We start from the raw sequence: 13772 nt of genomic DNA, 5'->3' as shown, positions 1-13772 counted from the left end.
GACCTTTTGACATCTCCGATGATCCCGCCCGCCGGCGAAGCTTGGCGTCGCGTTGTTTTTACCGATCGGAAACCATAGCGAATGATCCTAAAATTGTAACGAAACTGTTCGGCTGTCTCTGCGTCGGTTCGTCGGAGGGCCCGTCCGATGACAGAGCACCAGTTGAGAGAGCAGGAATTCCAGATCGCGCGGTACCGGCATTTGGAGCGCGAAGTGACCGATCCACTTGCCGCCTGTCTGCTTCACAGCATCATTGAAGACCTGGAGGCCGAGCTGCGCAGGAATAGCCCGGATTGGCACGGGCCGCGCGATTAACGCTTTGTTAGCGCTGATCGTGTCGATATGCGCGAGGAAATACCAGGGGAGACTGCTCCCATGTTGAAGGACGGCACCTACGCCGCCTGGTACAAGACGCCGCTCGATCAGGGGACCGGGATCGTCCATATCGCAGACGGACAGATCTGGGGCTGCGACAGCCTGATGACCTATCACGGCTCTTGCAAGGTCGACGGCGATCGCTTCACCGCCACCGTGTCGACGAAGCGCCATACCGACGGACGCGCAACCGTGTTCGGCGTCGACGATGAGCTCACGCTGGACATCGAGGGAAACTGCCCGGGCAAGGTGGCGACCTACACGGCGACGGCAGCGCAAGCGCCGGGAATGATCCTCCAGGGTACGCTGATTCTGACGGAACAGCAGGCGCCCGCACCTGAACGAACCGGGCAGATGCCGCCGTTCAATCCCGACAAGCTGCCAAAGTTGCCGAAGCGCTCGCGCTGATCGCGGAAGCCCGCGCGCCACCGCGGCGGAAGGACCTCATGTCTGCTCCCGACCCAGGCAGACATTCCGCAATCCAGGCTCGCCAAGCAACGAGAACGGTCCCGTCGTTGGTCATGGCAACACCGAGCCAATTCATCCGCGCTGGATTCCCGCCGTCATCAAGCGATCACTGCGAATACGAAAGCTGATCTTCCGTGACGACTCGCTCGATTTTCTCCGACTTGCACTTGATGCGGTATCGGAGACGTCCATCGGACTCGATGGGCATATGCTGGACGATGGTGTAAATCATCGGTGGCTCAGTTGCGGCACGTCCTTGTGGGCCTTGGGGCTGGTGGCGAACGTCTTCATTCAGCTTGTAGGCATACGACATATATCTACCTCGAATTCACGGTGGCTCTGACGCGGGTCAGTCATTGTATCCCTGGCAGGACAGGCGCTTGGTCAAGCGGAAGAGGTTACCACAGTCTGATGCGGTCAAACCGCGTCATAAGTCAGTCGTTCTCTTGCTTGACCGGTGCAGACAGACAATCGCCCAGAGCGGAGCGGCGATGGCTGCAGCATACGCCATATTTGCGAAGTTTGGTCGTAATTTCCGAGCGGTATATGGCATTCTGTGAGCCTACGGGCCCTCGTATCGAGGGAACTGACAACTTCCTTGCCGGATTGGGCTGGAATTCGAATGACGGTGGGGCTGGTATTTCGGCTTTGGGGTAGCTCTGCCGACGATCGCCCTAGCCCCTTTCGGACAACTTTGTCGCATTCCGCAATCCTGCATCCTCGGCCCTCGGCTCGCCCGCTTCTCAAACGACCCGCGATTCGCCATGGTGCCACCGAAAGAGCATCACCCCGGAGCACGATCAATGTCGGACAAGGTCTCGCGTCGCCAGTTCGCCACGCTGGCGGGATTGTCCGCAGCCGGAATCGCCAATCCTCTCGAGGTCGCGGACGCCAAGCCCGCATCGCCGCCGCGAAACGTGGACGGTTTCCCCGCGGGCTTCGTCTGGGGCACGGCGACCTCGTCCTATCAGGTCGAGGGCGCGGTCAACGAGGACGGGCGAGGGGCCTCGATCTGGGACAAGTTCGTCCGCATCCCCGGCAAGATCGAGGATGGCTCGACCGGCGACCGCGCCAACGAGCACTATCACCGCTACAAGGAGGACATCGCGCTCATCAGGGAGCTCGGCTGCAAGGCCTATCGCTTCTCGGTGGCCTGGCCGCGGCTGTTTCCGGACGGCGACGGCAAGCCCAACCCGAAGGGACTCGATTTCTACAACCGCCTGGTCGACGAACTCCTCAAGAACGGCATCGAGCCGTGGCTGACGCTCTATCATTGGGACCTGCCGCAATCGCTCCAGGACCGGTTTGGCGGCTGGCGGTCGACGGAGACCTGCAAGATCTTCGGTGATTACGCGGCCTATGTCGCCGAGCACCTGACCGATCGCGTCAAGAACGTATTCACACTGAACGAGAGCGGTCGCTTCGTCTATTTCGGCTACGGCATCGGCATCGACGCGCCCGGCGTGACGCTGCCACAAGCCGAGGTCAACCAGATCAGGCACAACAGCGCGCTCGCGCACGGGCTTGCGGTGCAGGCGGTACGCGCCCATGGCCGCCGTGGCACCAGGGTGGGGCCGGCGGAGAACATCGATGCCTGTGCCCCCGCGATCGACACGCCGGAGAACGTCCGCGCCGCAGAGATCGCGCTGCGCGAAATGAACGCCGGCTATCTCAACGTCATCATGACGGGCCAGTACACCGACGCCTTCCTGAATTTCGCCGGGCGCGACGCGCCGAAATACACGGATGCGGAGCTGAAGATCATCTCCTCGCCGGTCGATTTCCTCGGCCTCAACATCTACGCGCCGCAGAACTATGTGGTGGCCTCCGACCAGGGCGCGGGCTTCATGCCGCTGCCGATCCCGAAATCCTTCCCGCACATGAATTCGGACTGGCTGCGCGTCGGCCCCGAGACGATCTACTGGGTGCCCAAGCTGGCGGCAAAGATCTGGAAAACGGACGCGATTTATATCAGCGAGAACGGCACCTCCGGCGACGACGTCGTGACGCCCGACGGCAAGATCTACGACACCGACCGCATCATGTATTTGCGCAACTACCTGGCCCAGCTCCAGCGCGCCACCGCCGAAGGCGTGCCGGTGCGCGGCTATTTCCTCTGGAGCCTGATGGACAATTTCGAATGGGTATTTGGGCTCAACAAGCGCTTTGGGCTCTACCACGTCAATTTCGATACGCAGGTGCGTACGCCGAAACTCAGCGCCAGCTTCTATCGCAACGTGATCGCGAAGAACGCAGCGGGGGTTTGATTGCTCTCCCTCGCCCCGCTCTTGCGGAAGGGCGACGAGCTTGGCTCGCGTTGAGAGGGCGGGGTGAGGCGGTTCCGCCAGCGCGCATTGACTCCCTTGGCCCGCTGATTCAAAACGCTTCCAACCGTTCAACAAGAGGATAATGCCAATGATCGACGCACTCATCATCGATGCCTGCCGGACCCCGCGGGGCGTTGGCAAGGCCGGCAAGGGGGCGCTCTCGGGCATTCATCCGCAGCAGCTGGGAGCAACCGTGCTGCGCGCGCTCGCGACGCGCACCGGCATCGACACCGCCGACGTCGACGACGTCATCTGGGGCTGCAGCGCGCAGGTCGCAACGCAAGGCGGCGATCTCGGCCGCATGTCGGCGCTGGACGCCGGCTACGACGTGCGCGCGAGTGCCGTAACGCTCGACCGCTTCTGCGGCTCCGGCATCACCGCCGTCAACATGGCCGCAAGCTCGATCATGTCGGGCACGGAGGACCTCGTCGTCGCCGGCGGCTGCGAGATGATGTCGATGGAAGGACGCCGCGGCGGCGGTCCGATGATGATGGACAACGGCAATCTGCGCCTGCGAGCGCGGCATCCGCAGTCGCATCAGGGCGTCTGCGCCGACGCGATCGCGACGCTGGAAGGCATCACGCGAAGGGACGTCGACGCGCTGGGCCTCGAAAGCCAGAAGCGTGCCGCGCATGCGATCGCGAACGGCCACTTCAAGAAGAGCCTTGTGCCGGTGCATCGCGAGGACGGCAGCCTCGCGCTCGACCATGAAGAATATCCGCGGCCGCAGACCACGATGGAAGGGCTGAGCGCTTTGAAGCCCGCATTCCCCGCTGTCGCCGACCATGCGCTCGACGACAAGGGCACGACCTATCGCGGCCTGATCCTGCAGAAATACCCCGACCTCGAGATCGACTTCATGCACCACGCCGGCAACTCGTCCGGCGTCGTCGACGGCGCCGCCGCGATCCTTCTGGCTTCGCCCGCTTACGCCAGGGCGCACGGCCTGAAGCCGCGCGCCCGCGTCGTCGCGATGGCGAATATGGGGGACTCGCCGACGCTGATGCTGAACGCGCCGGTGCCGGCGACGCGCAAGGTGTTGGCGAAGGCGGGGCTGACCATCGACGACATCGACCTGTTCGAGATCAACGAGGCCTTTGCCGTGGTTGCGGAAAAATACATCCGCGACCTCAAGCTCGACCGCGCCAGGGTCAACGTCAATGGCGGCTCGATCGCACTCGGCCATCCCATCGGCGCCACCGGCTCGATCCTGATCGGCACCATGCTCGACGAGCTCGAACGGCGCGACTTGAAGCGCGGTCTCGTCACCATGTGCGCGGCCGGTGGCATGGCCCCGGCCGTCATCATCGAACGTATCTAGCGCGAGCGAAGCTCGTCGCGCTCCCTAGAAATAAGGGAGAGAAAGTACCCGCGATCGCCACATCACGACGATCTAGGCTTGTTTTCCAGGGTGAATCGCGACCGGACTCCGACAAAGAGGCCGGTCATCGCTTGTCGAAAGCATCGAATCAGCTTTAGCAAGGCTGCGTGCGGGCCTTTGAAACAAGGTAAAATCCGCTGCCTGAGGCCTCTCCCGCTCCGGAAGTGGCTAAAAAGCAGGGTTTTTTGCCACAGAGGGCCAAAAAAGCCCGTAAAACCCCGACAAAACTGTGCAGAAGGCTATAGGCCTTCACCGGTTGGTCTAATATGCAGCCGTTAACGAATCAGAGGAGACACGATGGCCACCCAAATGTCGAAATCGCAGCTGATCGAAAAGATCGCGACCACCACCGAGCTTTCCAAGCGTGACGTCAAGAGCGTCATGGAGACGCTGACCGACGTCGGTCACAAGGAGCTCAAGAAGAACGGCCTGTTCCTGGTGCCGGGCTTCGCCAAGTTCGTGGTCATCAAGAAGCCCGCGACCAAGGCGCGCAAGGGCACCAACCCGTTCACGGGCGAAGAGATGATGTTCAAGGCCAAGCCGGCCCGGAAGATCGTTCGCGCCCGCCCGGTCAAGGCCGCCAAGGACGCCGTGGGCTAACAAGGCGAAGGCCCCCTCGAGCGAGGGGGCCTTTTGTTCGGGGCTGTCGCGAGGACTTGAGACGGAGGGCTCAACCCTTGCGGCGCTTCGCCCGGACCGGGGCCGGCTGAAGCCGCGGTCCCGGCATCGCCAGCGCATCGCGAACCCCGTCGATGGCGCGATCCAGCAACTGGCGCAGCCGCTGCGTCGTCCGCGATCGCTTCGCTCTTTCCAGCAATTTCTTCATGGCATTCACTCCGCCGCTTCGACCTTGGCATCGGCTTGGGCCTCGGCCGGCTCGAGCGCCGCGGCGATGGCTTCGTCGACGCGCTCCAGCCAGATGAATTCGAGGTTGTCCCGCGCGCTCTGCGGGATATCGTCGTAATCTCGCTTGTTGCGCGCCGGCAGCATCACCCGCTTCAGGCCCGCGGCCGCGGCTGCCACCACCTTCTCCTTGATGCCACCGACCGGCAGCACCAGGCCGCGCAGCGAGATCTCGCCGGTCATGGCGGTGTCGCTGCGCACCGTGCGATTGGTGAGCAGGGACGTCAGCGCCGTGAACATCGCAACGCCCGCGCTCGGTCCGTCCTTCGGGGTCGCGCCTGCCGGCACGTGAACGTGGATGTCGCTCTTTTCGAACAGCTGCGGATCGATGCCGAGCTGCGTGGCCTTGCTCTTCACCAGCGTCATCGCAGCCTGCACGCTCTCGCGCATGACCTCGCCGAGCTGGCCGGTCAGGATCATGCCGCCGCGGCCTGATACCCGCGAGGCCTCGATGAACAGGATGTCGCCGCCGACCGGCGTCCAGGCCAGGCCAGTGGCCACGCCTGGAATGCTGGTGCGCTGCGCGATCTCGCCTTCGAAGCGCGGCTGGCCGAGCACAGTGCCGATGTCCTTTGGCGTCACGACGATCTTGGCAGCCGTGCCCTCGGCGACCTGCACGGCAGCATGGCGGAACAGCTTTCCGATCTCGCGCTCCAGGTTACGCACGCCGGCTTCGCGGGTGTAGCCCTTGACCACCAGCTTCAGCGCCTCCGGCTCGATCTCGGCTTGCTCCGGCGTCAAGCCGTTGGCCTCGAGCTGCCGCCGCACCAGATAGCGCCGCGCGATCTCCAGCTTCTCATCCTCGGTGTAGCCGGCGAGGCTGATCAGCTCCATGCGGTCCAGCAACGGACCCGGGATCTGGTCCAGCATGTTTGCGGTCGCGATGAACACCACGCGCGACAGGTCGAAGGGCACGCCCAGGTAATTGTCCCGGAATGTCCCGTTCTGCTCGGGGTCGAGCACCTCCAGCATCGCGGCGGAAGGATCGCCCTGCACGCCGCGGCCCATCTTGTCGATCTCGTCCAGCATCATGACGCAGTTCCGGGCGCCGGCCTTCTTGATGCCCTGGATGATGTTGCCGGGCAGCGCGCCGATATAGGTGCGCCGGTGGCCGCGGATCTCGGCCTCGTCATGCACGCCGCCGAGGCTGACGCGCACGAAGGGACGGTCCATCGCGCGTGCGATGGACTGGCCGAGCGAGGTCTTGCCGACGCCGGGCGGTCCGATGAAGCACAGGATCGGCGCCTTGCCCTGCGGCGCCAGCTTGCGCACCGCCAGATATTCGATGATCCGGCTCTTGATCTTCTCCAGGCCAAAGTGATCGGCGTCGAGGATGCGGCGCGCTTCCTTGATGTCGATCGGCTTCTCCGCGGGCAGTGCCCACGGCAGCTCGATCAGCCAGTCCAGGTAAGTGCGGACCATGCCGGCCTCGCCGGCGGCCTCCGGCATGCGCTCGTAGCGGCGCAGCTCCTTCTTCGCATGTGCATCGGCCTCGGGCGGCATGTTGGCCTTGGCGATGGCAGCCGTCAGCTCGGCCACCTCGGCCGCCTTGCCGTCGCCTTCGCCGAGCTGGCGCTGAATGGTCGCCATCTGCTCGCGCAGGATCGCTTCGCGCTGCCGCTCGTCGAAGCTGGCGCGGGTCTGCTGGCCGATCTCGTTGCTGATGCGCAGCACCTCCAGCCGTTCGGCCAGATGCTTCGACACCTTCTCGACACGCAGAGCGAGGTCGATGGTCTCCAGCACCTCCTGCTTGTCCTGCGGCTTGATGTCCATGAACGAGGTCGCCAGGTCCGCCAGCGCGCCGGGCGCCGTGGTGCCCTGGAACATCGCGACCAGTTCGGGCGGCGCCTGCGGCAGCAGCTCGATCGCCTCGATGGCCTGGCGCTGCAGGTTCAGCCCGCGGGCCTCGATCTCGGGCGTGCTGGTGGTCGGCTCCGGAATCTGCTGGATCCGCGCGGCCGGGAACGGCGTCCCCGGCAGGAAGTCGAGGATGCGCGCGCGCTGCACGCCCTGGCAGACGATGTGATGGGTGCCGTCGGGCGCGGTGATGTAGCGCACGATGTTGGCGATGGTCGCGACCCGATAGAGGTCGTCCGGTCCGGGCTCCTCGGTCTCGGGGCTGCGTTGCAGGACGATGCCGACCGGTCGCTGCTCGCGCAGCGCCTGTTGCGCGGCGGCGACCGACTTCGGCCGTGCGATCGCGATCGGCGCGATGGCGCCGGGGAACAGCACCATTTCGCGCACGGGAATGATGATCAGCGCGTCTTCGGGAATCTTCACGTCGGAATTGCTCTGGGGATTGGTCGGTGCGGTATTCATTGGTTCGGTGGCCATGATCGACCTCAGGATTTGGCGAGGCGCAGCGCGACGCAGCCGTCCATCACGAAGCGGCTGATGGCGTAACGGCCAACGGGCAATGCAATGCGGCGCTCAAAACGCCCCTGCGGCAGTTCGAGCCGGTGGATGCGGGCGTTGCGAAGCTCTGGCGGAAGGGTGCGCTGGCCGGAGATGACGAGCACGCCGTCATGGATGACAGTCTCGACATTGTCGGGATTGACGCCGGGAAGCGCGACCAGGATCAGGAGCTCATGCTCGGTTTCGAGCACGTCGATCGGCGGCTCCCAGCAGGCTTCCTGCCGGCCGAACTGCTGGCGCAGCCGTTCGGCGCGGGTCAGCGAGTCCAAGGCTTCGGACAGCATCCAGTCGAGGGGATTTTTGGGTTGCATGATGCGGGCTCGGCGGGTGAGGAACGCTGAATATGGGGCCGGTTCCCGAGAATTCCAGCCCGGCTGCGCGCAGGTGCCATGCGGATCGTGCGATCCGAAAACAAGCGCCGCGGCCTTCCGGGCCGCGGCGTTCCGTCGTCACCCTATGTGTGCCTCAGGCCGCTTGGCGGTATTCCTCTTCCGCCTCGAGGTTGATCACGGAGGTGGCGAGCTCGGTCAGGGCGTGATCGGTCGCCTCTTCCTCGTCCAGCGTCGCCTGCAGCAGCTTTGCCGCGTCCTGCATGCCGAGCTCCTCGGCCCAGGTGCGCAGCGTGCCGTAGCGGGAGATTTCGTAGTGCTCGACCGCCTGCGCGGCTGCGAGCAGGCCGGCGTCGAGCGCAGGCGCGTTCTTGAACTCCTTCATGATCTCGGCACCTTCGTCGGTGATGCCGTTGATCGCTTCGCAAGGCTTGCCGCGGGCCGGCTTGCCCAGCATCTTAAAGATCTGGTCCAGACGTTTGACCTGGCCCTGGGTCTCGCGCAGATGCTTGTTGAAAGCCGCCGCGAGCTCCTTCGAGTTGGCAGCCTTGGCCATCTTGGGCAGGGTCTTGATGATCTTGTTCTCGGCGAAATAGATGTCCTTGAGCGTCTCCAGGAATAGGTCGCTCAACATCTTCGGCGCCTGACGGGCGCGGCCCGTCGACGATTTCTTGCTTGTGCGCTTCTTTGCTCGTTTTGCCATACATCCTCCTCTTGAGGTGACGCGCGAAGGCATCGCCTTCCGCAATCCTCAGGCGATCAAAAGCTTTCGGAGAACGAAAGTTCCAAACTGCAGCCTGCGCTCAGGTCGGGCGCTTGTAGGGATCTTCCTGCCGCTGCCGCGCCTCGGTGTTGCGGTCGAGCTGCGCGCGCTCGCGGCGCCGCAGGCGCCCCGCCTTCGCCACGCCGTAGACGAGGACCGCACCGAGCACGAAGGCACCGATGAACCAGAGCCAGAGCAGGTTGCCCGAAAGGTGACCCAGCAACATTCCAATTCCACTGTCACTCATTGTGCATCTCCGGTGATTTTTAAAGCGGTTCTATCGGGCTAAGTCAGTCCGCCAGCCATCGTTCCTGCGTCCAGGGAGCCCACCGAGACATGATCGACTTCACCCTGTCCGCGTTCGTGACACTGCTGCTCGTGGTCGATCCGGTGGGCCTTGCGCCGGCCTTCCTCGCCGCGACCGGAGGCATGCCCGACAAGACCAAACGCACCATCGCGCTACGCGCGCCGCTGATTGCGGCGTCGATCCTGGTGGTGATCGCCCTGATCGGAAACTGGCTGCTGCGCCAGCTCGGGATCGGCATCCCCGCCTTCCAGATCGCCGGCGGGCTGCTGCTGTTCGGCGTGTCCTACCAGATGATCTTCGGCGACCGTCCGCATCGCGAGGCCCGCGAGGCCGACAAGGCAACGTCGGAGCATGCCTCCGACGTCGCGGTATTCCCGCTGGCGATCCCGATGATGGCCGGTCCCGGCGCGATCGCCACCACGCTGCTCCTGACCGGCGATGCCGGCTACGGACCGAGGCTCGCGATCATCATCGCGGTCGTGCTCGCCGTGTGCCTGCTCTGCATGCTCTGCTTTGTCTCCGCGAACATGATCGCGCGGACCCTCGGGCGCACCGGCAACGCCGTCCTCTCGCGCGTGCTCGGCATGCTGCTCGCGGCCTATTCGGTGCAGTTCGTGATCAACGGCTTCGCTGCTGTCCGGGCGAGCTTGCCGTAGAGCTGCGACAATCTGTTAATGCGTTGATTTTCATGTTTATTCCATGATGCCATGAGGCGGTTAGCGGGATCGCGCGCGATCCGGTCCGCTTTCTCTTGCGCTGCCATATTGCTTGACGTACTCCCCGTCTGACAGGCGCCCATCGTCAGGAAATCGAGATGTCGATGACAGCGGACGAGCTCGACAAGAGACAGGCCATCATCGGCGCCTGCCGCCGCATGAATGCGCTCGGCATCAACCAGGGCACCTCGGGCAATATCAGCGTCCGGCATGTGGACGGGCTTCTGGTCACCCCGACCAGCGTGCCCTACGACGCCATGACGCCGGACCAGATCGTGTTCATGACGATGGACGGATCGCACGCGCCCGATCAGAAGCCGTCCAGCGAGTGGCGCTTCCACCTCGACATCCTGAAGGCCCGGCCAGACGTCGACGCCGTCGTCCACGCCCATCCGACCTATTGCACCATCCTGGCGATCATGGGCCTGGAGATCCCGCCCGTGCACTACATGATTGCAGCCGCCGGCGGCGACAGCATCCGCTGCGCGCCCTATGCCACCTTCGGAACGGCGGAGCTGTCCGAACATGCCGTGCGGGCGCTGGAGGGGCGGCTTGCCTGCCTGCTCGACCATCACGGCATGATCGCAATCGGCAAGTCGCTGGACAAGGCGATGTGGCTCGCCGTCGAGGTCGAGACGCTGGCGCGGCAATATCACGGCTGTCTCCAGATCGGAGAGCCGCCGCTGCTGTCGAGCGCCGAGATCGAGCGGGTCCGCCAGCGCATGTCCGGTTACGGCATGTCGGAAGAGTAGGGCGGACAGAACGTGTTCCTGCGGATCAGACATCTCGCCGACCGCAAGGGGACGAACCGCATCATGGTTCGGCTGCGGGCGCTGCTGCGCAGCAACGAATTCTATCTGATCCCGCTGGCGCTGGTGATCGGCACGCTCGCCGGCGCCATCGTGACGCTGATGGCCGAGATTGCGCAGATTGCCCATATGGTGATCTACGGCATTCCCATCGACGTCCGCCTGTCCGCCAATACCAGCGTCAGTCCGTGGGCCGCGCTGATCGCGCCCGCGCTGGGCGGGTTGGTGCTTGGGATCATGGAGTGGTGGCGGCGACGGCTCAAGCTCTCCAGCGCGGTCGATCCGATCGAGGCGAACGCACTGCGCGGCGGCAATCTGTCGATGCGCGACAGCGTGGTGGTGTCCAGCCAGACGCTGATCTCGAACGGCTGCGGCGCCTCCGTCGGCCTCGAGGCCGGCTATACCCAGATCGGCTCGGGTATCGCCTCGTTGCTCGGCAAGTTCTTCAATCTGCGCCGCAACGATCTGCGCCTGATCGTCGGCTGCGGTGCCGCTGCGGCGATCGCGGCGGCCTTCGGTGCACCGATCACGGGCGCCTTCTACGCCTGCGAGCTGATCGTCGGCGTCTACTCGGTCGGCAGCGCGGCGCCGATCCTCGCCGCCTCGCTCGCGGGCGCCCTGACCGCGCAATGGCTCGGCGGCGCGCCATACTCGCTCGAAATACCCAAGGTCAGCGCCGTCGGCGTCGAGCAATATCTGGCGCTGATCGGTCTCGCGCTCGTCACCAGCGGTGTCGGCATCGCCGTGATGCGCTCGTCCTCGATGTTCGAGCGCCTGTTCAAATGGCTGCCGGTCTGGTTGCGCCCGGTGATCGGCGGCCTCATCGTCGGCGGTTTTGCGATCGTCACGCCGCAGGTGCTGGCGGCCGGCCACGGCGCAATGGTGCTCGATCTCTTTCACGACATGACGATCGGCCTGATCGCGCTGATCATCGCCTTGAAGGTGACGGCCTGCCTGATCTCGCTCGCCTCCGGTTTCCGCGGCGGCCTGTTCTTTGCCTCGCTGTTCGTGGGCAGCCTGATCGGAAAGTTCTTCTCCGCGGTGCTGCTCTTGATCAGCCCGAACTTCGTGATCGATCCGCTGGTCTCGATGCTGACGGGCATGGCGACGCTGGGCGTCGCCATCGTCGGCGGTCCCTTGACCATGTCGTTCCTCGTGCTCGAGATGACCCGCAACGTCGACGTTACCGCCGTGGTGCTCGCCGGCTGCATCGTCACCTCGATCTGCGTCCGCTTCATGTTCGGGCACTCCTTCTCGACCTGGCGCTTGCATCTGCGCGGCGAGACCATCCGCAGCGCCAACGACGTCGGCTGGCTGCGCAACCTCACCGTCGAGCGGCTGATGCGCTCAGATGTTGGCAAGGTGCCGTCGACCACGACGATCGCCGCGGTCCGCCGCGAATTCGCGCTGGGCTCGCGGCCCGGGATCGTCATCGTCAACAATGCGGACGAATATGTCGGCCTTGTCCTGCTGCCCGACCTGTTCTCGGGCGACCTCGACACCATCGCCGACGAAATCCAGGTGATCGAGCTCGCGCGCCTGACCGAGATCGTGCTGATCCCGGAAATGAACGTGAAGTCGGCGATGGCGGTGTTCGACGAGGCGGAGGCCGAGATGCTGGCGGTGGTCGATTCCACCGACAGCCGCAAGGTGGTCGGCTTCCTTACCGAGACCTTCGCCCGCCGCCGCTATGTCGAGGAGATCGACAAGGCGACGCGCGGCGTACTCGGCGCGCTGTCGTAAGGTCACACGGAAGCGGGACGGCGTGCATCATGCGCCGCCGTCCGCGCCTGCTATCGGCCTGGCTGCAAGGGAGCAGCGACGACGCTAGCCACGATCCGGCGGACCAGTGGCAGCACCATCAGCAGCGTCGGAAAGGCGACGAGCCATGACAGCGCCCAGGCGCCCGGCCAGGTTGCGAGGAACGCCGGCGTTGCGCCGAGGCTTCGAAGGGTGGAAATGACCGACACCACGGCTGTCATGAGGATGGACAGCACAAATGGCATCACGATCGACGCATAGCGCGCCGGCAGTTTGCGAACCGCAATCATCTGGTTTCTCTTGGAATAAGACGCGTCAGTCACGGTGAACCCAAGAATGGCATCGATCCCGACGGCGTCGGTTGATGCGTTGGTTCACGTAAAACGCTTACGGCGACCGAAAGACGGTGCGCCTGTTCATTATCCGCTCATGTTGGATGGTTCAAGCTGGATCTGGACGTTCGATCTACAATCGTTCAACGCGTGGCAGATTGCCGCGATCACGAAACCATTTCAGTGGTTTGGACGTTTAGTCTTTTTTTTTATGTCGCTTCGAGCGAGAACAGGAAGGTCAAGATGAATAAAGGACCGATGATTTCCGCAGCCGGCCGCAGCGTTGGGCTGGCAGCTTTCGCAAGTCTTGTTCTGATGACGGCCCCGATCACCCCTTCGGCTGCCAACTCGCCCGCGCCCACCAAAGCCGCTGCCGCGGGCTCGGTCGCTCCGGCTGCCACCGATTTCAGCGCGGCTCGCCGCCACCGCTATTATCGGCGAGGTCCGAACGCTGCAGGCCTCGCTTTCATGGGCGTGGCGGCAGGTCTGATCGGCGGCGCGATCGCAGAGAGCAGGCGCCAGGAGTACTACGAGGACCGCTATAATTACGGTCCCGGTCCTTACTACGGCGGCCAGGGATATTACGGCGGCGGTCCCTACTATGGTCCGCGTGGCTATTATCAGCCGTATTAGGCGCCTGTCCTCGCCGCAGTCTCGTTCTCGCCAAGGGGCGGTGTTTTGCACCGCCCCTTGTTGCTTCTGCGCGAGGCGTCTCATTGCGCGACCTGTGTCGCGGGCGCGTCAATCCCCTCCAGAAAAAATATTCCGCTTTACCGAAATTCGGAAACGGCGTATGTGTCGCCCATCCTGGCTCATCCTTGAGGGGCGATCTTGTGGTCGTCATGTTCGCGAGCCGGGCTTGCGGTGGACGCGGCAGCGTTCGGGT

General features: G+C 64.1%; 15 protein-coding genes. 9 read left to right on the top strand and 6 right to left on the bottom strand.

The genetic code is table 11. The features are described 5' to 3' along the window. Positions 1 to 147: 147 nt before the first annotated feature. The 5 genes from AC0L23_RS28025 (at position 148) to AC0L23_RS28005 (ending at position 5151) form a co-directional block, all read left to right on the top strand. Positions 148 to 315 (top strand): hypothetical protein, encoded by a 168-nt coding sequence (locus AC0L23_RS28025; protein WP_007601419.1) that lies wholly within the window; start codon positions 148 to 150, stop codon positions 313 to 315. Positions 316 to 375: 60 nt separating this feature from the next. Continuing rightward, positions 376 to 783: a hypothetical protein gene (locus AC0L23_RS28020; RefSeq protein ID WP_018460275.1), complete on the top strand. Its 408-nt coding sequence runs from the start codon at positions 376 to 378 to the stop codon at positions 781 to 783. Positions 784 to 1646: 863 nt separating this feature from the next. Next, entirely contained in the window at positions 1647 to 3110 is a 1464-nt protein-coding gene (locus tag AC0L23_RS28015) for a GH1 family beta-glucosidase (RefSeq protein ID WP_085361044.1), read from the top strand. Positions 3111 to 3258: 148 nt separating this feature from the next. After that, positions 3259 to 4491, top strand: coding sequence for an acetyl-CoA C-acetyltransferase (locus AC0L23_RS28010; RefSeq protein WP_085350582.1), 1233 nt, complete (start codon positions 3259 to 3261; stop codon positions 4489 to 4491). Positions 4492 to 4848: 357 nt separating this feature from the next. Further along, the gene (locus tag AC0L23_RS28005; protein WP_007601427.1) at positions 4849 to 5151 is read left to right on the top strand and encodes an HU family DNA-binding protein; all 303 of its coding nucleotides are present in this window, start codon (positions 4849 to 4851) and stop codon (positions 5149 to 5151) included. 70 nt (positions 5152 to 5221) lie between these two features. On the opposite strand, the gene AC0L23_RS28000 is transcribed toward AC0L23_RS28005, so the two are convergent. From AC0L23_RS28000 to AC0L23_RS27980, 5 genes are all read right to left on the bottom strand, one after another. After that, positions 5222 to 5377 carry a hypothetical protein gene (locus tag AC0L23_RS28000; protein ID WP_162847267.1) on the bottom strand — a complete coding sequence of 52 codons (156 nt, stop codon included), beginning with the start codon at positions 5375 to 5377 and terminating at the stop codon, positions 5222 to 5224. 5 nt (positions 5378 to 5382) lie between these two features. Beyond that, the gene (gene lon / locus AC0L23_RS27995) at positions 5383 to 7788 is read right to left on the bottom strand and encodes an endopeptidase La (protein WP_085350583.1); all 2406 of its coding nucleotides are present in this window, start codon (positions 7786 to 7788) and stop codon (positions 5383 to 5385) included. Positions 7789 to 7796: 8 nt separating this feature from the next. Further along, positions 7797 to 8180, bottom strand: coding sequence for an Hsp20/alpha crystallin family protein (locus AC0L23_RS27990; protein WP_007601432.1), 384 nt, complete (start codon positions 8178 to 8180; stop codon positions 7797 to 7799). A 154-nt stretch (positions 8181 to 8334) separates the two neighbouring features. Next, a complete protein-coding gene (locus AC0L23_RS27985; protein ID WP_085384836.1) occupies positions 8335 to 8901 on the bottom strand; it encodes a YciE/YciF ferroxidase family protein in 567 nt (188 codons plus the stop codon). 100 nt (positions 8902 to 9001) lie between these two features. After that, positions 9002 to 9208 (bottom strand): hypothetical protein, encoded by a 207-nt coding sequence (locus tag AC0L23_RS27980; RefSeq protein ID WP_007601434.1) that lies wholly within the window; start codon positions 9206 to 9208, stop codon positions 9002 to 9004. An 89-nt stretch (positions 9209 to 9297) separates the two neighbouring features. Between AC0L23_RS27980 and AC0L23_RS27975 the strand changes: the two genes are divergently transcribed. The 3 genes from AC0L23_RS27975 (at position 9298) to AC0L23_RS27965 (ending at position 12536) form a co-directional block, all read left to right on the top strand. Further along, complete coding sequence (locus AC0L23_RS27975; protein WP_377791692.1) at positions 9298 to 9924, top strand: MarC family protein; 627 nt, start codon at positions 9298 to 9300, stop codon at positions 9922 to 9924. Between the two features lie 158 nt (positions 9925 to 10082). Further along, positions 10083 to 10736, top strand: coding sequence for a class II aldolase/adducin family protein (locus AC0L23_RS27970; RefSeq protein WP_247475178.1), 654 nt, complete (start codon positions 10083 to 10085; stop codon positions 10734 to 10736). Between the two features lie 12 nt (positions 10737 to 10748). Further along, complete coding sequence (locus AC0L23_RS27965) at positions 10749 to 12536, top strand: chloride channel protein (protein WP_085384834.1); 1788 nt, start codon at positions 10749 to 10751, stop codon at positions 12534 to 12536. A gap of 50 nt (positions 12537 to 12586) precedes the next feature. Here the strand turns inward: AC0L23_RS27965 and AC0L23_RS27960 are convergent, their stop codons facing one another. Continuing rightward, a complete protein-coding gene (locus tag AC0L23_RS27960) occupies positions 12587 to 12844 on the bottom strand; it encodes a DUF2798 domain-containing protein (protein WP_085350586.1) in 258 nt (85 codons plus the stop codon). A 285-nt stretch (positions 12845 to 13129) separates the two neighbouring features. Between AC0L23_RS27960 and AC0L23_RS27955 the strand changes: the two genes are divergently transcribed. Continuing rightward, positions 13130 to 13519 carry a hypothetical protein gene (locus AC0L23_RS27955; RefSeq protein WP_085350675.1) on the top strand — a complete coding sequence of 130 codons (390 nt, stop codon included), beginning with the start codon at positions 13130 to 13132 and terminating at the stop codon, positions 13517 to 13519. The last annotated feature ends 253 nt before the right edge of the window (positions 13520 to 13772 follow it).

The sequence above is a fragment of the Bradyrhizobium sp. MI1.4 genome (assembly GCF_055811315.1).
This window is presented reverse-complemented; position numbering and strand designations above follow the sequence as displayed.